This window comes from Escherichia sp. MOD1-EC6300 (assembly GCF_002965045.1).
In the GTDB taxonomy this organism is placed as follows: domain Bacteria; phylum Pseudomonadota; class Gammaproteobacteria; order Enterobacterales; family Enterobacteriaceae; genus Escherichia; species Escherichia coli_F.
The window spans coordinates 231,467-250,781 of the sequence record NZ_PTRH01000003.1 but is presented as its reverse complement, the minus strand read 5'-3'; the positions used below and the strand labels follow the sequence as shown (position 1 = coordinate 250,781).

Annotated in this window: 16 protein-coding genes; 7 read left to right on the top strand and 9 right to left on the bottom strand. The window is 50.9% G+C overall.

Annotated elements, in window-relative coordinates:
- Window positions 1–47: 47 nt before the first annotated feature.
- Window positions 48–506, top strand: a complete 459-nt coding sequence (gene mgsA / locus BGE37_RS06175) for a methylglyoxal synthase (RefSeq protein WP_000424181.1) — start codon at window positions 48–50, stop codon at window positions 504–506.
- Between the two features lie 31 nt (window positions 507–537).
- On the opposite strand, the gene helD is transcribed toward mgsA, so the two are convergent.
- Window positions 538–2,592: a DNA helicase IV gene (gene helD, locus BGE37_RS06170; protein WP_105277080.1), complete on the bottom strand. Its 2,055-nt coding sequence runs from the start codon at window positions 2,590–2,592 to the stop codon at window positions 538–540.
- Between the two features lie 122 nt (window positions 2,593–2,714).
- On the opposite strand from helD, the gene BGE37_RS06165 reads away from it, so the two are divergent.
- Both BGE37_RS06165 and yccS read left to right on the top strand, forming a co-directional pair.
- Window positions 2,715–3,161: a YccF domain-containing protein gene (locus BGE37_RS06165; RefSeq protein ID WP_001261235.1), complete on the top strand. Its 447-nt coding sequence runs from the start codon at window positions 2,715–2,717 to the stop codon at window positions 3,159–3,161.
- Window positions 3,162–3,170: 9 nt separating this feature from the next.
- Entirely contained in the window at window positions 3,171–5,333 is a 2,163-nt protein-coding gene (yccS, locus tag BGE37_RS06160; RefSeq protein WP_000875038.1) for a YccS family putative transporter, read from the top strand.
- Here yccS and sxy read toward each other — a convergent pair.
- Window positions 5,296–5,925: a CRP-S regulon transcriptional coactivator Sxy gene (gene sxy / locus BGE37_RS06155; RefSeq protein ID WP_000839153.1), complete on the bottom strand. Its 630-nt coding sequence runs from the start codon at window positions 5,923–5,925 to the stop codon at window positions 5,296–5,298. The genes yccS and sxy overlap by 38 nt on opposite strands.
- Before the next feature lie 218 nt (window positions 5,926–6,143).
- Here sxy and sulA point away from each other — a divergent pair, with 218 nt between their 5' ends.
- Window positions 6,144–6,653, top strand: a complete 510-nt coding sequence (sulA, locus tag BGE37_RS06150; protein ID WP_000288710.1) for an SOS-induced cell division inhibitor SulA — start codon at window positions 6,144–6,146, stop codon at window positions 6,651–6,653.
- Window positions 6,654–7,009: 356 nt separating this feature from the next.
- Window positions 7,010–8,062, top strand: coding sequence for a porin OmpA (gene ompA, locus BGE37_RS06140; protein WP_000750415.1), 1,053 nt, complete (start codon window positions 7,010–7,012; stop codon window positions 8,060–8,062).
- Window positions 8,063–8,137: 75 nt separating this feature from the next.
- Here the strand turns inward: ompA and matP are convergent, their stop codons facing one another.
- Window positions 8,138–8,590 carry a macrodomain Ter protein MatP gene (gene matP / locus BGE37_RS06135; protein WP_000877161.1) on the bottom strand — a complete coding sequence of 151 codons (453 nt, stop codon included), beginning with the start codon at window positions 8,588–8,590 and terminating at the stop codon, window positions 8,138–8,140.
- A gap of 185 nt (window positions 8,591–8,775) precedes the next feature.
- On the opposite strand from matP, the gene BGE37_RS06130 reads away from it, so the two are divergent.
- Window positions 8,776–10,536: an AAA family ATPase gene (locus tag BGE37_RS06130; protein ID WP_032183878.1), complete on the top strand. Its 1,761-nt coding sequence runs from the start codon at window positions 8,776–8,778 to the stop codon at window positions 10,534–10,536.
- A 68-nt stretch (window positions 10,537–10,604) separates the two neighbouring features.
- Entirely contained in the window at window positions 10,605–11,123 is a 519-nt protein-coding gene (gene fabA / locus BGE37_RS06125; protein WP_000227927.1) for a bifunctional 3-hydroxydecanoyl-ACP dehydratase/trans-2-decenoyl-ACP isomerase, read from the top strand.
- 69 nt (window positions 11,124–11,192) lie between these two features.
- Here fabA and rmf read toward each other — a convergent pair whose 3' ends face one another.
- From rmf to rlmKL, 6 genes are all read right to left on the bottom strand, one after another.
- On the bottom strand, window positions 11,193–11,360 hold the full coding sequence (gene rmf / locus BGE37_RS06120) for a ribosome modulation factor (RefSeq protein WP_000828648.1): 168 nt from the start codon (window positions 11,358–11,360) through the stop codon (window positions 11,193–11,195).
- A 255-nt stretch (window positions 11,361–11,615) separates the two neighbouring features.
- Window positions 11,616–12,179 (bottom strand): membrane integrity-associated transporter subunit PqiC, encoded by a 564-nt coding sequence (gene pqiC / locus BGE37_RS06115; protein WP_000759110.1) that lies wholly within the window; start codon window positions 12,177–12,179, stop codon window positions 11,616–11,618.
- Window positions 12,176–13,816 (bottom strand): intermembrane transport protein PqiB, encoded by a 1,641-nt coding sequence (gene pqiB / locus BGE37_RS06110; RefSeq protein ID WP_000445539.1) that lies wholly within the window; start codon window positions 13,814–13,816, stop codon window positions 12,176–12,178. Before pqiB ends, pqiC begins: the two co-directional genes overlap by 4 nt.
- A gap of 4 nt (window positions 13,817–13,820) precedes the next feature.
- On the bottom strand, window positions 13,821–15,074 hold the full coding sequence (pqiA, locus tag BGE37_RS06105; RefSeq protein WP_000333176.1) for a membrane integrity-associated transporter subunit PqiA: 1,254 nt from the start codon (window positions 15,072–15,074) through the stop codon (window positions 13,821–13,823).
- A gap of 129 nt (window positions 15,075–15,203) precedes the next feature.
- Window positions 15,204–17,111 (bottom strand): ABC transporter ATP-binding protein, encoded by a 1,908-nt coding sequence (locus BGE37_RS06100; RefSeq protein ID WP_032302808.1) that lies wholly within the window; start codon window positions 17,109–17,111, stop codon window positions 15,204–15,206.
- An 11-nt stretch (window positions 17,112–17,122) separates the two neighbouring features.
- Window positions 17,123–19,231, bottom strand: coding sequence for a bifunctional 23S rRNA (guanine(2069)-N(7))-methyltransferase RlmK/23S rRNA (guanine(2445)-N(2))-methyltransferase RlmL (gene rlmKL / locus BGE37_RS06095; RefSeq protein ID WP_001086527.1), 2,109 nt, complete (start codon window positions 19,229–19,231; stop codon window positions 17,123–17,125).
- Window positions 19,232–19,315: the final 84 nt, after the last annotated feature.

Sequence of the window (19,315 nt, the reverse complement as noted above, 5' to 3'; positions counted from 1 at the left end):
TAAGTGCTTACAGTAATCTGTAGGAAAGTTAACTACGGATGTACATTATGGAACTGACGACACGTACTTTACCTGCGCGGAAACATATTGCGCTGGTGGCACACGATCACTGCAAACAAATGCTGATGAGCTGGGTGGAACGGCATCAACCGTTACTGGAACAACACGTACTGTATGCAACAGGCACTACCGGTAACTTAATTTCCCGCGCGACCGGCATGAACGTCAACGCGATGTTGAGTGGCCCAATGGGGGGGGACCAGCAGGTTGGCGCATTGATCTCAGAAGGTAAAATTGATGTATTGATTTTCTTCTGGGACCCACTAAATGCCGTGCCGCACGATCCTGACGTGAAAGCCTTGCTGCGTCTGGCGACGGTATGGAACATTCCGGTTGCCACCAACGTGGCAACGGCAGACTTCATTATCCAGTCACCGCATTTCAACGACGCGGTCGATATTCTGATCCCCGATTATCAGCGTTATCTCGCGGACCGTCTGAAGTAATATTACACAGGTGGCAAACGCCACCTGTTTCCTACGGTTTTCTCGCCACCGGCACATCCAGATTTTTCAGTATTTCGACAAAGGGAGAGGGATTCTCTTTGTTAAACAATGCCCATACCCGATGGCGTGCCCGGGTCAGCGCCACGTACATTAACCGCCGTTCTTCAGCGTCCGGAAAATCCTCAACCGGGGGTAGTAGCGCCTCTTCCATAATCGACTCCCGCGCCGCAGCCGGAAAACCATCACTCCCCTCCTGCAAGCCAACGATGATGACGTAATCCGCCTGTTGCCCTTTGCTGGCATGAATGGTCATAAAATCGATTTGCAACTTCGGCCAGCGTGTTGCCGCTTTTTCCAGGCTGGCAGGCCTCATGTGATGGTAACGCGCCAGGATCAGAATGCGCTCTTCCGGTTTGGCATAACCAGAGAGCTTATCCAGCAAAGCATCAAGTTGACTCTCATCCAATAACGTGACGGCTTTTTTGTCTCCATTGGTTAAGCTGTTTAGCGGCTTTTTCAGCTGGCCAGGGTTCTGCTGAATAAAACGGTTTGCCACCTCACCGATACGACTGTTAAAACGGTAAGTCGTGTCTAAATCACAGCGATCGCCTTCACCAAAGTTTTCATGGAAAGCGGTGGTGAGCGACATTTGCGCACCGCTGAAACGGTAAATCGCCTGCCAGTCATCGCCAACGGCGAACAACGTCGTTTGACTGTTTTGCTTGCGTAATGCCGCTAACAACGCTGCACGCTGCGGCGAGATATCCTGAAATTCATCAACCAGAATATGCTTCCACGGGCTGATAAAGCGACCTTTCTCCAGAATCACAATCGCCTGGTGAATAAGGCCGGAAAAATCGACAGCGTTTTCTGCCTTCAGCGCACCTTTCCAGGCTTTTAATAACGGGGCCATCAACTTGATACGTTTACTGAACAAGTCGCGAATCTCTTCAGGTGCATTGGCAATCATTTCTGCCTGTGCACCGCCGTGCATTCGCATCAGACTTACCCAGCGATCGAGGCGAGAAGCAAGACGATGCTGTAATTTCTCATCATCCCAGAAGTTACCTTCTGGCACTGACCACTGCATTTCTTCCGTCAGCCATTGCCGCCAGCCCTTCGCCTGCGCTTTCTTTTCGCTGCATTGCTTACGCCACTCAGCAATAAAGAGTTCATGACGGGCAGCGGTATCATTTTCTAGTTTGCTGACTGTCGGAACTTTTTTGCTGCCCTGCTGAATAATATGCAGCGCCAGCGCATGAAATGTGCGTGCGGTAATGTCTTCGGTATGTAGTCGTTCTCGGATACGCTCGTCCATCTCTTCAGCTGCTTTGCGACCAAACGCCAGCAATAAAATTTGCTCAGGGGACGCTTCACCACGCGCCAGCAACCAGCCTGCACGGGCCACCAGCACCGACGTTTTTCCGCTTCCTGCACCGGCCAGCACTAACAGAGAATGCTCGCCGTTAACGACTGCCCGGGCCTGCGCCGGATTCAGCGGTGAAGACTCAACCTGACGGAAAAAATCCACATACTCGGTAAGCATAGCTTCGGTATACGCCTGATTATGCTGCAACCGAGCGCCTTCAATATCTTTTAACCAGGCCTGACATTTACGCCACGCCTCACGGCAGTTATCGAATTCTTCCAGTCGGTTGACCGGCAACGGCAACGCCAACAAAGCCTGGCGGATTTGTTGCTGCACGCCAGAAGTTTGCTCACGCGTCAGCCATTTATTTTCTCCGGTGCGCGTGGCAATCAAATCCAGTTGCTGGCGTAAAACACCAGCCGCAATTTCGCTCATCTCCGCACTCCACCGCCGCCAGTGAGCATCAAGATGATGGTAAAAACGCTGCGTCTCGCCCCATTCGGTGCCGTGCAGACGCACCACTTTTTCGTCCGGCAGTACAAATTCCAGCTCGCCCCATACCAGACCGCGCTTACAGTGAATTGCCAGTAATTGATTGAAAGGAATAAGGTATTCGTGGCGATCGCCGGAGACTTTAATCCCGGCATTGAGGATCACCGCCCGATCGTAAGGGTGCTGTGCCAGACGTTTTCCAAGCGTTGTCGCTTTCAGTTCCATGACTCTGTAGATCCACACGAAATGATTTCTTATCAGTGTAACCGTCAGAGAAAACGTGCTCCAGCCCAAAAAAACGTTACAATTGCCGCCCATTACTGAAAACCACAGTAAAGCGAGGTTTTATGCGTACCGTTTTGAACATTCTGAACTTTGTGCTTGGCGGATTTGCCACCACTCTGGGCTGGCTGTTGGCGACTCTGGTCAGTATTGTGCTAATTTTTACCTTACCGCTGACACGATCCTGCTGGGAGATCACTAAACTGTCTCTGGTGCCTTATGGCAATGAAGCTATTCATGTCGATGAACTGAACCCGGCTGGCAAAAATGTGCTGCTGAATACTGGCGGTACGGTATTGAATATTTTCTGGCTGATTTTCTTTGGCTGGTGGTTATGCCTGATGCACATTGCAACGGGCATCGCACAATGTATTTCCATCATTGGCATTCCTGTCGGCATTGCGAACTTTAAAATTGCCGCTATTGCACTATGGCCGGTCGGTCGTCGCGTGGTATCGGTAGAAACAGCGCAAGCTGCGCGTGAAGCCAATGCACGTCGTCGTTTTGAATAATCCACTAATATGGCCTTTATGCTAAGTCCTTTGCTCAAACGCTATACCTGGAACAGCGCCTGGCTGTATTACGCGCGTATTTTTATTGCGCTTTGTGGAACCACAGCGTTTCCGTGGTGGCTGGGTGATGTAAAACTGACGATTCCGCTGACGCTGGGGATGGTGGCAGCGGCGCTGACCGATCTCGATGACCGGCTGGCGGGACGTTTGCGTAACCTCATCATTACGCTGTTCTGCTTTTTTATCGCCTCGGCCTCAGTAGAATTGCTGTTTCCCTGGCCCTGGCTATTTGCAATTGGTTTAACGCTCTCTACCAGCGGCTTCATTTTGCTCGGCGGTCTGGGTCAACGCTATGCAACAATTGCCTTCGGTGCGTTACTGATCGCCATTTACACTATGTTGGGGACGTCACTGTATGAGCACTGGTATCAGCAGCCGATGTATCTGCTGGCCGGTGCCGTCTGGTACAACGTCCTGACACTTATTGGTCATCTGCTGTTCCCGGTCCGCCCGTTACAGGACAACCTGGCGCGTTGCTATGAACAACTGGCGCGTTATCTTGAGCTCAAGTCGCGCATGTTTGATCCTGATATTGAAGATGAAAGCCAGGCACCGCTGTACGATTTGGCTCTCGCCAACGGTCAGCTGATGGCGACATTGAATCAGACGAAACTCTCGCTGCTGACCCGCTTACGTGGCGATCGTGGTCAACGGGGAACGCGTCGCACGCTGCATTATTACTTTGTCGCGCAGGATATTCACGAGCGTGCCAGTTCTTCTCATATTCAGTATCAAACATTGCGTGAACATTTTCGCCACAGCGACGTGCTGTTCCGTTTTCAGCGACTGATGTCGATGCAGGGCCAGGCGTGCCAGCAACTGTCACGTTGTATTTTGCTGCGTCAGCCTTATCAACATGATCCGCATTTTGAGCGCGCTTTTACGCATATTGATGCTGCGCTGGAGCGGATGCGCGATAACGGCGCGCCTGCCGATTTACTCAAAACACTGGGATTTTTGCTGAACAATTTACGCGCTATTGATGCCCAACTGGCAACAATTGAATCAGAACAGGCCCAGGCACTGCCCCATAATAATGACGAAAATGAGCTCGCTGATGACAGCCCGCACGGATTGAGTGATATCTGGCTGCGTCTTAGCCGTCACTTCACACCGGAATCCGCCCTCTTCCGTCATGCGGTAAGAATGTCGCTGGTGTTGTGCTTCGGCTACGCCATCATTCAGATAACCGGAATGCATCACGGGTATTGGATATTGCTGACAAGTTTGTTTGTCTGCCAGCCAAACTATAACGCCACGCGCCACCGCCTGAAGTTAAGGATTATTGGTACGCTGGTAGGTATCGCCATTGGCATTCCTGTGCTGTGGTTTGTGCCGTCACTGGAAGGGCAGCTGGTGCTGCTGGTTATTACCGGCGTGCTCTTTTTTGCCTTCCGTAACGTGCAATATGCCCATGCAACGATGTTCATCACACTTTTGGTGCTACTTTGTTTTAACTTGCTGGGTGAAGGTTTTGAAGTGGCGTTACCTCGCGTAATCGATACGCTGATTGGTTGTGCCATTGCGTGGGCGGCGGTGAGCTACATCTGGCCTGACTGGAAGTTTCGCAATCTGCCGCGCATGCTCGAACGTGCCACCGAGGCCAACTGTCGCTATCTCGATGCCATACTGGAGCAATACCATCAGGGGCGTGATAACCGTCTGGCGTATCGTATTGCCCGCCGCGATGCACACAACCGTGATGCTGAACTGGCGTCGGTGGTATCAAATATGTCCAGCGAGCCGAACGTTACCCCGCAAATTCGCGAGGCCGCGTTTCGGTTGCTGTGCCTTAACCATACGTTTACCAGCTATATCTCAGCCCTCGGTGCTCACCGGGAGCAGTTAACTAATCCTGAAATTCTGGCGTTTCTTGATGACGCAGTTTGCTATGTTGATGACGCGCTACATCATCAACCTGCTGATGAAGAACGCGTCAATCAGGCATTAGCTGACCTGAAACAGCGGATGCAGCAACTTGAACCACGGGCAGACAGCAAAGAACCTCTGGTCGTACAACAAGTCGGGTTATTGATTGCATTACTGCCAGAGATTGGTCGTCTGCAACGCCAGATTACTCAAGTTCCGCAGGAAACTCCTGTTTCGGCGTAAGAGAGTCAGCCCATTCTGCAAGCTCCTGGCGGCGTGCCACCGGGAGCGCAGCTTCATGAATGCCGATAATGGCCCCTTCAAGCATAAACAGAATCTTTTCTGTCACCAGACTGTTTTGCTGCCGCAGTCGCAACCAACACATTTTTGCCCCAAGTATACGTAACGCCCGTACATCCTTAATCCCCACCTCCCCGAGTATCGCTTCCAGATGAAAAGACATATTGGGCAAATCTTTCAGTCTTTCCCGGGTATTGCGCGTGCTTTTCTCTTTCAGCGCTGCATCGAGAGAATATTTCGACAGACGCACCAGCTTCAGTTGATTTCGCCATAGACTTTCATCAACCCGATAGTAATTGAGGGTAACGGATCGGCCACACTTTTTATATGTCAGCCAGACAGGCGGATGTTTTACACAGTACTGTGCACTTTGCTCACAAGCCCGAAGATACAACTCACCATCAGAAACCATCGCAAACACCGTGTCGTCAACGGTCAGGCTGTAACTACCAAACAATGATCGGTATTCAATTGTGCCCAACGTTGCCAGGTATTCTTGTGATTTATAGATCCGCTTATAGGAGAGGCTTTTCATAAAATTCCTTTTAAAATCATAACATAAAAGAATTATTCACATTAACGGATCCGTTAACTACGAAAATAGGCAACTTATTCTTAAGGGGCAAGATTAATTTATGTTTTCCCGTCACTAACGACAAAATTTGCGAGGCTCTTTCCGAAAATAGGGTTGATCTTTGTCGTCACTGGATGTACTGTACATCCATACAGTAACTCACAGGGGCTGGATTGATTATGTACACTTCAGGCTATGCACATCGTTCTTCGTCGTTCTCATCCGCAGCAAGTAAAATTGCGCGTGTCTCTACGGAAAACACTACAGCCGGGCTTATCAGTGAAGTTGTCTATCGCGAAGATCAGCCCATGATGACGCAACTTCTACTGTTGCCATTGTTACAGCAACTCGGTCAGCAATCGCGCTGGCAACTCTGGTTAACACCGCAACAAAAACTGAGTCGGGAATGGGTTCAGGCATCTGGGCTACCCTTAACGAAAGTGATGCAGATTAGCCAGCTCTCCCCTTGCCACACTGTGGAGTCAATGGTTCGCGCTTTACGCACGGGCAATTACAGTGTGGTGATCGGTTGGTTGGCAGATGATTTGACTGAAGAAGAGCATGCTGAACTTGTTGATGCGGCAAATGAAGGTAACGCTATGGGGTTTATTATGCGTCCGGTAAGCGCATCCTCTCACGCAACGAGACAACTTTCCGGGCTAAAAATTCACTCTAATTTGTATCATTAAGTAAATTTAGGAGTAATCCTGGAACTTTTTTTGTCGCCCAGCCAATGCTTTCAGTCGTGACTAATATTCCTTGCGAAGTCTTGTCTGAAGCGGTTTCCGCGATTTTCTTCTGTAAATTGTCGCTGACAAAAAAGATTAAACGTACCTTATACAAGACTTTTTTTTCATATGCCTGACGGAGTTCACACTTGTAAGTTTTCAACTACGTTGTAGACTTTACATCGCCAGGGGTGCTCGGCATAAGCCGAAGATATCGGTAGAGTTAATATTGAGCAGATCCCCCGGTGAAGGATTTAACCGTGTTATCTCGTTGGAGATATTCATGGCGTATTTTGGATGATAACGAGGCGCAAAAAATGAAAAAGACAGCTATCGCGATTGCAGTGGCACTGGCTGGTTTCGCTACCGTAGCGCAGGCCGCTCCGAAAGATAACACCTGGTACACTGGTGCTAAACTGGGCTGGTCCCAGTACCATGACACTGGTTTCATCAACAACAATGGTCCGACCCACGAAAACCAACTGGGTGCAGGTGCTTTTGGTGGTTACCAGGTTAACCCGTATGTTGGCTTTGAAATGGGTTACGACTGGTTAGGTCGTATGCCGTACAAAGGCGACAACATCAATGGCGCATATAAAGCTCAGGGCGTTCAACTGACCGCCAAACTGGGTTACCCAATCACTGACGATCTGGACATCTACACTCGTCTGGGTGGTATGGTATGGCGTGCAGACACCAAGGCTAACGTACCTGGTGGCGCATCCTTTAAAGACCACGATACCGGTGTTTCTCCGGTCTTCGCTGGCGGTGTTGAGTACGCGATCACTCCTGAAATCGCTACCCGTCTGGAATACCAGTGGACCAACAACATCGGTGACGCACACACCATCGGTACTCGTCCGGACAACGGCCTGCTGAGCCTGGGTGTTTCCTACCGTTTCGGTCAGGGCGAAGCAGCTCCAGTAGTTGCTCCGGCACCAGCTCCGGCACCGGAAGTACAGACCAAGCACTTCACTCTGAAGTCTGACGTTCTGTTCAACTTCAACAAAGCAACCCTGAAACCGGAAGGTCAGGCTGCTCTGGATCAGCTGTACAGCCAGCTGAGCAACCTGGATCCGAAAGATGGTTCCGTAGTTGTTCTGGGTTACACTGACCGCATCGGTTCTGACGCTTACAACCAGGGTCTGTCCGAGCGTCGTGCTCAGTCCGTTGTTGATTACCTGATCTCTAAAGGTATCCCGGCAGACAAAATCTCTGCACGTGGTATGGGTGAATCCAACCCGGTTACTGGCAACACCTGTGACAACGTGAAACAGCGTGCTGCGCTGATCGACTGCCTGGCTCCGGATCGTCGCGTAGAGATCGAAGTTAAAGGCATCAAAGACGTTGTAACTCAGCCGCAGGCTTAAGTTATCGTCTGATAGAAAAACCCCGCAGCTGCGGGGTTTTTTTCGCCTTGCGTAAATTGAACTGACTCTCGACAGTTATTCCTTACCCAGTAATGCCTGCAGATCCTGCTTTAAAGAAGACATTTTATTCGCGTATTTCTCTTTGTTTTCCGCATCTTCAATCAGCTGAACAATCGTTTCGGAAAGTGTTTTACCGCGACGCTGCGCCAGACCAGCCAGACGTTGCCAGACAATAAATTCCAGATCGATCGATTTTTTGCGCGTATGCTGGTGTTCCGCATTAAAATGGCGCTTTCGTCTGGCCCGAATGGTCTGCTTCATGCGATTGACCAGTTCCGGATTCATATGCTTGTCAATCCAGCCATTTACCAGCACGGGTTCATTTTCCAGCGAGAGCAACACATCGACGGCTTCCTGGGCGGCACTGGCTTCTATGTAACGGGTGATTAACTCCCCTTCGCGGTGCTTCTTCACCAGATACTTCCATTTCCAACCGCTTTCAAGATTTTCAAGTTGTTGATATTTCATAGCGATCTCAATGTTACCGTGTAACTCTTTACAGAATATCAGCTTTTTAGGCCAGTGAAGAAAAGAATCTCCATCCTGTGAGCTTTAACGCCCATGCCAGGAGTATTGTCGGTGCTTTCTACGTGTGCTGCAGTGCCGGTTACGGTATAATCGCGGCTTTGACAACAGACTAAAAAACATCAACTTTGACCATTACGAAACTTGCATGGCGTGACCTGGTTCCTGATACCGATAGCTATCAGGAAATATTTGCTCAGCCACATTTGATTGACGAAAACGATCCTTTATTCAGTGATACTCAACCGCGACTGCAATTTGCGCTGGAGCAGTTGCTGCATACGCGAGCATCCTCCTCTTTTATGCTGGCGAAGGCCCCGGAAGAGTCTGAGTATCTGAATCTTATTGCCGATGCCGCGCGTGCGCTACAAAGCGATGCAGGCCAACTGGTGGGCGGTCACTATGAGGTTTCCGGCCACACCATCCGCTTACGTAACGCAGTGAGTGCAGATGATAATTTTGCGACTTTAACGCAAGTTGTCGCTGCCGACTGGGTAGAAGCGGAACAACTCTTTGGCTGCCTGCGCCAGTTTAATGGTGACATTACCCTGCAGCCAGGTCTGGTGCATCAGGCAAATGGCGGTATTCTCATCATCTCTTTGCGTACACTGCTGGCGCAACCTCTGCTGTGGATGCGGCTGAAAAATATCGTTAACCGCGAGCGTTTTGACTGGGTTGCGTTTGATGAGTCCCGCCCTCTCCCCGTCTCTGTGCCTTCGATGCCATTGAAGCTGAAAGTCATTCTGGTAGGCGAACGCGAATCATTAGCTGATTTCCAGGAGATGGAACCAGAGCTTTCAGAGCAGGCTATTTATAGCGAATTTGAAGACACTCTGCAGATTGTCGATGCGGAGTCAGTAAGCCAGTGGTGTCGCTGGGTGACATTGGCCGCCAGACATAATCACTTACCTGCACCGGGAGCGGATGCCTGGCCGGTACTTATCCGCGAAGCAGCACGCTACACCGGTGAACAAGAAACACTTCCGCTTAGCCCGCAGTGGATCCTCCGCCAGTGTAAAGAGGTCGCCTCCCTGTGCGATGGCGACACCTTCTCCGGCGAGCAGCTAAACTTAATGCTGCAGCAGCGTGAATGGCGTGAAGGTTTCCTCGCTGAACGCATGCAGGATGAGATCCTTCAGGAGCAAATCCTGATTGAAACCGAAGGCGAACGCATCGGGCAAATTAACGCCCTTTCGGTCATTGAATTTCCGGGTCATCCGCGCGCTTTTGGCGAACCTTCTCGCATTAGCTGCGTTGTACATATTGGCGATGGTGAATTCACTGACATCGAACGCAAAGCGGAGCTTGGCGGCAATATCCATGCGAAAGGGATGATGATCATGCAGGCGTTCCTGATGTCGGAACTTCAGCTTGAGCAACAGATCCCCTTCTCAGCATCGCTGACATTTGAGCAGTCATATAGCGAAGTGGATGGCGATAGTGCCTCAATGGCTGAACTCTGCGCCCTGATAAGCGCCCTCGCCGATGTGCCGGTGAATCAGAGTATTGCTATCACAGGTTCAGTCGATCAATTCGGTCGCGCCCAGCCAGTCGGTGGTTTAAATGAGAAAATCGAAGGCTTCTTTGCTATTTGCCAGCAACGTGAGTTAACGGGGAAACAAGGTGTCATTATCCCCACTGCTAACGTTCGCCATTTAAGTCTTCACAGTGAACTGGTGAAAGCGGTAGAAGAAGGCAAATTCACCATCTGGGCAGTAGACGATGTGACTGACGCACTGCCGTTATTATTAAATCTGGTGTGGGATGGCGAAGGCCAAACGACGCTGATGCAAACCATCCAGGAACGTATCGCGCAAGCATCGCAACAGGAAGGACGTCACCGTTTTCCATGGCCATTACGTTGGCTGAACTGGTTTATTCCGAACTGATCGGACTTGTTCAGCGTACACGTGTTAGCTATCCTGCGTGCTTCAATAAAATAAGGCTTACAGAGAACATGGTAGATAAACGCGAATCCTATACAAAAGAAGACCTTCTTGCCTCTGGTCGCGGTGAACTGTTTGGCGCTAAAGGCCCGCAATTGCCAGCACCGAACATGCTGATGATGGACCGTGTCGTCAAAATGACCGAAACGGGGGGGAACTTCGACAAAGGGTATGTTGAAGCAGAACTGGATATCAATCCGGATCTGTGGTTCTTCGGATGCCACTTCATTGGCGATCCGGTTATGCCGGGATGCCTGGGCCTGGACGCAATGTGGCAGCTGGTAGGGTTCTACCTCGGCTGGCTGGGCGGCGAAGGTAAAGGCCGCGCACTGGGTGTTGGCGAAGTGAAATTCACTGGTCAGGTTCTGCCGACAGCGAAAAAAGTGACCTACCGTATTCACTTTAAACGCATTGTTAATCGTCGTCTGATTATGGGTCTGGCAGATGGCGAAGTGCTGGTTGATGGTCGTCTGATCTATACCGCCAGCGACCTGAAAGTCGGTCTGTTCCAGGATACGTCTGCCTTCTGATTGAAATCAGACAGAGTATAAAAAGGCGAAACCTCCGCATTGCGGAGGTTTCTTTTTAAAGAGACAGAATCAGGCCATTACTACCCTGTCCGCCATGGCTTCTCGCCAGCCTCCCAGCCATTGTGACCTTTGATTCAGCGTCTGATAGGGACACATTTCTTTTGAGCGTCCGGCGATGCCGGCCTGATAACCACGTTGATGTGCCCGTTCCAGGCGATCTCGTTTTTGTCTCTTCATGCCTCGTTTCCCTCATACTGGTTTCTGGTGGAAAAGAAAACAGTGATTACTAAATGTGCAATCACAGTTAAGCAATACCGCGAATCATAACTGCCGTCAATGCGCAAAATTCACGCCACTGTCATATTTGTGAGCTACACGGGCATGTCGGTTGTACAAAAAATGTGAAGAGGAACAACTTTTTCCGCACGTTAGAAACAAAAAAACCGCCTCAGGCTACATACCGGAGACGGTCATATTTACAAATCTTTATAATTAAGGTAGACGCTTTATCTCTTGCGCAATAGAAGCGGCTTCCTGACTCCAGACACTGGCCAGCACCTTAACCATCTCATCGTAACCATCCTGAGTTTGCACCCCTTCCAGACGGAACGGACGTTTGATCAGTTGTCCCTGGTGGTTCAACAGCCACTCACCACTGACAATGACCTTGCCATCATAGCGCCCGTTAAACTCCGTTACGGTAACATTGAGCGTATCCTGGGCGCTTCCCAGAGGCTGGGAGGCAACCACCCAGCCGGGCAGTTGCGTGCTCAGGTTGGCAACCAGAGTGTTGCGCAACTGTTGATCCAACGGGCTGGCCCACAAGTTGTTGTTGGCAATCACATACTTCACATCACTGGTTTGATAAACCACACCATTTCCGGCCAGATAGTCAGGAACAGCGACCTGCTCTACCCATAACAGGCGATTACCCTGGCTGGCGGTACTTTGTGTACCGCTCTGCACCACAGGTAACTGGTAATAGTTTTTATTGATCTCGCCGGAGCTGCATCCGGCCAGCCACAGTGCCGCAATCGTCACTAGCCACTTTTTCATTGTTTCGCCCTCTTCGGCTCTGGATCTTTTTTGTCCTTCGCTTCAAATACCAGCGCGTTACTCTTCTCGTTGAGCGTTTTCAGCACCGGCTGCAGTTCACGCAACACCTGATCAAGGCGCTGCATATCCGCCACCATCTTGTTGTAGGCTGCGGAGCCAGGCTGGAAGCCCTGCATACTGCGATTCAACTCACGTAATGTAGACTGCATATCGGTCGGCAACTGCTGCATCGACTGGCTGGCGAGGATCTTGTTCATGCTATCCAGCGTCGTTTGCAGGTTTTTCATGGTGCGCTGACTTTCAGAAAGCGTACTGGTCGCCTGCTCAATCATCGGATTCAATGGCAGTTTGTTGATCTTATCCAACGCTTCCATCAGACGCTGCTGGATTTGCGCCAGGCCACCGCTAACGGTCGGGATAATCTGATAACCATTAAACTCACGAATACCGGTAATAGCAGGGCTATTTGGATAGAAATCGAGATCAACATACAGTGCGCCAGTGACCAGATTTCCGGTCTTCAGCGATCCGCGTAAACCACGTTTCAACAATTCGCCAAGGTGCTCAACAACATCCGCATTTTCACCAAGCTGCATTTTCAGCCGCTCTGGTTCGATACGAATCAGTACCGGAATACGGTAATCATCGTTAAATGTCTGCCGCATATTCGGCGCAAAGAACGGTACTTTGCTTACGGTACCCAGGCGAATACCCCGGAATTCTACCGGAGCTCCCGGTTGCAGACCGCGTACCGAATCTTTAAAGAACATCAGATAATCAATGTGATCGGTGTACAACGAATCCTGAATGCTCTTCTGATCATCATACAAAACGAAAGCTGTTTTCGGTGCCACTGGCTGCCCTAAATCCAGACCTTCCGGCACATCAAAGCTGACACCGCCACTAAGCAGCGTTGTCAATGAGCCCATCTCCACACGCATTCCCGCTGACGTCAAATCAACCGCAATGCCACTATCTTTCCAGAAGCGAACATTGCTGGTCACCAGTCGGTCATAAGGTGCATTGATGAACAGTTGATAGCTGATATTGCGTTTTTGCGTATCGAAGGTGCTGGTTTCAACCGAACCTACCCGATAGCCACGGAACAGCACCGGATCTCCTGGCGAGAGCTGCCCGGCTTTTTTACTATCGAGAATCACACGGATACCTTTTGCATCAGGCGGGGCCAACGGTGGAGAATCCAGCAAATCGTATTTATCCATTTTGCTGCCTTTCGCACCTGGTTGCAGTTCGATATATACCCCAGACAGCAGCGTACCCAGACCGCTAATCCCTTCTCGACCAATCTGCGGTTTTACCACCCAAAAGACGGTATCTTTATGCAGCAATTTTTCCATACCGGAATTCAGCCGCGCTTTGATTTCAACGTGCGTCAAATCATCAGCCAGTGTGGCGCTTTCAACCACGCCGACGTCAACGCTACGGCTTTTAATGGTGGTTTTACCACCTTCTATTCCTTCCGCATTCGCGGTGATCAGGGTCACTTCCGGCCCCTGATGGCTGTAATGATAAAAAAGAACCCAGGCCCCAATGAGCGCCGTGACGATAGGAAATATCCACACGGGAGACCAGTTCTTCACTTTCTGGATTTTGGCTTCCCCATTATTAGATTCCATACTGTCAGGACTCCTCATGCTCTGATTCAGGTTGACGATCCCACGACAAACGCGGGTCAAACGTCATAGCAGAAAACATTGTCATTATGACGACTAAAGCAAACATTAATGCACCCATTGCCGGATAAATACTCATTAAACCCCCCATACGCACCAGCGCCGAGAGCACCGCGATGACGAAAACGTCAATCATCGACCAGCGGCCTACAAACTCAACAACTTCATAAATCAAATGCATTCTTTCACTGTCGCGCTTGCCATGTCCTTTAGCATCCCAACACAGCCACGCGATGGCGATCATCTTTAACGTTGGCACCATAATACTGGCCAGAAAGATAACCGCAGCGACGGGATAAGAGCCTTCGCTCCATAACAGAATAACCCCGGCGAGAATCGTCGACGGCATCTTCGAGCCTAATAAATCCGTCACCATGATGGGCAAAATATTCGCCGGCAGATACAACATGATGGACGTAACAAGCAGTGCGAGTGTCCACTGCAGGCTGTTTCTACGACGAACATACCCTTTGGTACTACAGCGCGGGCACACAGGTTCATCAGCAGGAAGGATTGCCGTGCAACAGGAGCACGAACGCAGCCCCTGGCGTATCCCCGTGACGCCCGGTTTTAGCGGCTGGCGCAGTTCTGGCATTGGGGCGATATCGTCCCATAACCAGCGACGATCAACGCACTGAAAGGCGCGCAGTTGCAGGACACAAAATAAACACCAGGGGAGAAAGCTACTGCCGACACCAATGCTGCCGTAAGCCATCAGTTTAACGAAACTCACCAGCACACCCGCGAGGAAAATCTCCGCCATTCCCCAGGTTTTGAGTTGAAAAAGCACCCGTGCCAGTTGCTCTTTTAAACGGACCGGTAATTCCGCGCGATTCACCAGTAACAGAATGGTTATCAGACAAAACGCGGGAACCAGTTGCACAAACAACAGGAAAAAGGTGCCGAGGCTGGCGTAGTCCTCAGAAAAAAGCACGCCGGGAATTTCCAGTAATGTAATTTCACTGGTAACTCCTGCAACGTTCATATTCACAAAAGGAAACAAGTTGGACAGCAACAGCATGAACAGTGCAGCCAACGCATAGGCGGTAGGACGCTGCCGAGGGGCATCCCACGCCACGGTTAACGTTGTGCCACACCGGGGACATGCCGCTTTCTGACCATGCTCAAGGCGCGGTAACGCCACCAGCATGTCACACTGCGAGCACAGGATGTGCTTCGCGGCATGATGATGTTCGCACATTGGTACTCCTTAATGATGCGCTATTTTACAGATGACGAACAAAGTGTTGGTTTTCATGCCTGATAAACCCAGTGCATCAGGCAATTTTACCGTTGTCAGCTGTCTCTGTTTAAATCGACTATTTTGCGATCAGCCACCATTTTTTAACGCTTCAAGATACTCCCAGCGTTCAAAGGCTTGCTCCAGCTCCTGCTCTGCAGCAGCCATATCGGCGAGCACTTTTTGTGTCTGCTCATGGGGCTGACTGAAGAAGGAAGCATCCGCCACCTGCGTCTGTAGGGCTTCCAGCTTCGCCTCCAGATCTTCGAGCAATTGCGGTAGCTGCTCCAGTTCGCGCTGCAATTTATAGCTTAGTTTGCTACTGCTGCGTTTTACAGTTTCTGCTTTTGGCACGGCGGTTTCTTCGGTTTTTTTCACCGCAGGCTGTTTAAGCGCCACATACTGTTCTTGCTGACCACGGGCATCATGATAACCGCCGACATAACGACCAATTTTACCGCCGCCTTCGAAGATCCAGCATTCTGTAACCGTGTTATCGACAAACTGACGATCGTGGCTCACCAGCAATACCGTGCCCTGGTAGCTGTCGATCAGTTCTTCCAGCAATTCCAGCGTTTCGACATCAAGGTCGTTGGTCGGTTCGTCAAGAATCAATAAATTGCTTGGTTTGAGGAACAAACGCGCCAGCAGCAAGCGGTTACGCTCACCGCCAGATAGCGCACGTACCGGCGTCATCGCCCGTTTCGGATGGAACAGGAAGTCCTGCAAATAACCCAGTACATGGCGTGGTTTGCCGTTAACCATCACTTCTTGTTTGCCTTCGGCCAGGTTATCCATCACCGTTTTATCGGGATCCAGTTCCGCGCGGTGCTGATCGAAATAAGCCACTTCCAGTTTGGTGCCAACGTGAATACGCCCGCTGTCCGCCTGAAGCTGACCGAGCATCAGTTTCAGCAGCGTGGTTTTGCCGCACCCATTCGGGCCAATCAGGGCAATTTTGTCGCCACGTAGAACCTGGGCAGAAAAATCTTTTACCAGTTGCTTACCGTCAACCTGGTAGCAAACGTCTTCCATTTCGAAAACGATCTTTCCGGAGCGGCTGGCTTCTTCCACCTGCATCTTTGCGGTACCCATCACTTCGCGACGCTCGCCACGCTCGCGACGCATTGCTTTCAGGGCGCGTACGCGGCCTTCATTACGGGTACGGCGTGCTTTGATCCCCTGGCGGATCCACACCTCTTCCTGCGCCAGTTTGCGATCGAACTCGGCATTTTGTAGTTCTTCCACGCGCAGGGCTTCTTCTTTTTCCAGCAGGTACTGGTCGTAATTCCCAGGATAGGTCACCAACTTGCCGCGATCGAGATCAACAATGCGCGTCGCCATATTGCGGATAAACGAACGGTCGTGGGAGATGAAAATTATCGTCCCATTGAAGGTTTTAAGGAATCCTTCCAGCCAGTCGATGGTTTCGATATCCAGGTGGTTAGTCGGTTCGTCGAGCAGCAATACGCGCGGATTGCTCACCAGCGCGCGTCCTAATGCCGCTTTACGCAACCAGCCGCCGGAAAGCGACGACAGCGCAACGTTAGGATCTAACCCCAGTTGCGCCAGCACTTCGTTAATGCGGTTTTCCAGCTGCCACAGGTTGTGGTGATCCAACTGTTCCTGAACCTTCGCCAGTTCGTTGAGATTTTTCTCGCTCGGGTCGTTCATCACCAGGCGCGAAATATCGTGATAGCGTTTCAGGTATTCCGCTTGTTCTTCAATGCCTTCGGCAACGAAATCATAAACGCTACCCTCAACGTTACGCGGCGGATCCTGTTGCAGACGAGCGACAATCAAATCTTGCTCGTAAATAATGCGACCGTCATCCAGCCCTTGTTCACGGTTGAGGATTTTCATTAACGTCGATTTGCCTGCGCCGTTACGGCCTACCAGACAAACACGTTCGTTATCTTCGATATGCAGTTCTGCGTTATCGAGAAGCGGCGCGTCGCTGAACGACAGCCATGCGCCATGCATACTGATTAATGACATTACTATTCCTTTCAGGCTGCGGTAATCAGCCAGCAGTTGTGGATCTGGCGGTTACGGGCGAAATCCTGGGAGAGCGTTTTTTGCGTAATTTCTTGTGCTTTCAGTCCCAGTTTTGCCAGTCCGTCAAGATCCATACGGAAGCCACGTTTGTTGTTCGAGAACATGATCGTCCCACCAGCACGCAGCAGACGTTTCAAATCTTTCATCAGCGCCAGATGATCGCGCTGAACATCAAACGCATCTTCCATTCGTTTTGAGTTAGAGAAGGTTGGCGGATCGATAAAGATCAGATCGAACTGTTCATTTGCCTCACGCAGCCACGCCAGGCAATCGGCCTGAATCAGGCGATGCGCACGCCCGGTTAGGCCATTCAGACGCAGGTTGCGTTCTGCCCACTCCAGATAAGTACGCGACATATCCACGGTGGTAGTGCTGCGTGCACCGCCTAATCCCGCGTGCACGGTGGCGCTGCCGGTATAAGAGAACAGGTTGAGGAAATCTTTGCCTTTGCTCATCTGACCGAGCATACGACGGGCGATACGGTGATCGAGGAACAGACCGGTATCGAGGTAATCCGTCAGGTTCACCCACAAGTGAGCGTTATATTCGGTGACTTCGAGAAACTCGCCCTTCTCGCCCAGTTTCTGGTACTGATTTTTGCCCTTCTGGCGTTCACGGGTTTTCAGCACCAGTTTGTTTGGCGCAATCCCCAGTACCGAAATGGTTGCAGCGATAATATCGAACAGACGCTGACGCGCTTTGTGCGCATCAATAGTTTTTGGCGGCGCATACTCCTGCACCACCACCCAGTCGGCATAACGATCAACGGCAACGTTATATTCCGGCAGATCGGCGTCATACAGGCGGTAACATTCAATCCCTTCCTGGCGAGCCCACTTCTCGAATTTTTTGAGGTTCTTACGCAGGCGGTTAGCGTAGTCTTCCGCTACCATCGCCGGTTTGCTGTCTGGAGTGCTTTCGGCAACGTGGTAATTTTTCTGTACGCAGTCCAGCGGGCCGTTTTTTGCCTTGTACTGTTTGTCTGCACGCAGCTGCAAGCAGCTGAGTAGATCCGGCGAGGCACTAAACAAAGAGAGATTCCAGCCACCGAACTGGTTTTTCATGATTCGGCCCAGCAGACTATGCAGCGCAATCAGCGCCGGTTCGCTGTCCAGACGTTCACCGTATGGCGGGTTGCTCAACACTGTACCGTACGGCCCTTTCGGCAGCGGATTGGTCAGTTGCGCAACATCTTTCACCTCAAAGGTAATCAGTTCACCAATCCCCGCAAGACGTGCGTTAGTGCGCGCACGTTGAATCACCCGGGCGTCGCTGTCCGAACCGTAAAAATGAGAGCTATACTCAGCCAGGCCTTTACGGGCGCGAGTTTGCGCTTCCGCTTTCACTTCCTGCCAGATAGCTTCATCATGCTGCGCCCAGCCGCTAAAGCCCCAACGCCCACGGTGCAAACCTGGTGCGCGATCGGTCGCCAGCATCGCAGCTTCAATCAGCAACGTACCAGAACCACACATTGGATCGAGCAGCGGTGTTCCCGGCTGCCAGCCGGATCGCATCACAATCGCGGCTGCCAGGGTTTCTTTGATCGGCGCAATACCAGCACGATCGCGATAGCCACGCAGATGTAAACCATCACCACTGAGATCAAGGGCGATACTGGCAGTTTCTTTATGCAGCCAGACGTTAACGCGGATATCCGGCGCATCGCGATCAACATTTGGACGCGGCAAATTTTTCCGCGTGAAAGCATCGACGATCGCGTCTTTCACTTTCATCGCGCCGTACTGGCTGTTGCGAATGGTGTCATTTAAACCACTGAAATGGACAGCGAAGGTCGCGCCAGGATTAAACATCTCTGTCCAGTTGATCGCCTGAACGCCGAGATAGAGGTCTAAATCACTGTAAACCTTACACTCGCCCAGCGGCAACATAATACGCGAGGCCAGGCGGCTCCACATCAGGCTCTGGTAAACAAGCCGTGTGTCGCCCTTAAAATGGACCCCACCCTGAACCACCTGGCATTCAACGGCCCCCAGGTTTTCCAGTTCAGTTTTTAACAGCTCTTCCAGCCCACGGGCCGTACTGGCAAACAGAGAATTCATATCGTCACTTTTACTCTAAGAAAATTGTTGCGCATTATAGCTAATAAGCGCGTCATGTCATAAAGTTGAGGGCTTATTTTCATT